The sequence below is a fragment of the Streptococcus suis genome, from assembly GCF_024509555.1.
GTDB lineage: Bacteria > Bacillota > Bacilli > Lactobacillales > Streptococcaceae > Streptococcus > Streptococcus suis_AD.
On the sequence record NZ_JAMWEL010000088.1, the window covers coordinates 1 to 255 of the forward strand.

A 255-nucleotide genomic window follows, 5' to 3' on the forward strand; every position below is an offset into this window, starting at 1 on the left:
TAAGGAAACAACTGTAACAGCTGACGGTTCAACAGTCGTTGCTGGTAAGGAAATCACTCCAATCCCAGTAACCGTTGATTCAGACGCTAAGAACCCAACAGTTGAAGTTACAGGCTTGCCAGAAGGTTTAAGCTACAACCCAGCTACGAACCAAATCGAAGGAACACCAAGCGGTAAGGAATTGCCAGAAGGTCAAGATACAGTAGACGTTCCAGCAACCATCACTGTAACCGACGGTTCAGGTAAACCAGTAAC

Annotated in this window: 1 protein-coding gene; it reads left to right on the forward strand. The window is 46.3% G+C overall.

What is annotated here, in order from left to right:
- Positions 1-255: GTF2I repeat domain-containing protein (locus NF418_RS10460; RefSeq protein WP_256779552.1), on the forward strand; the 255-nt coding region annotated here is incomplete at both ends.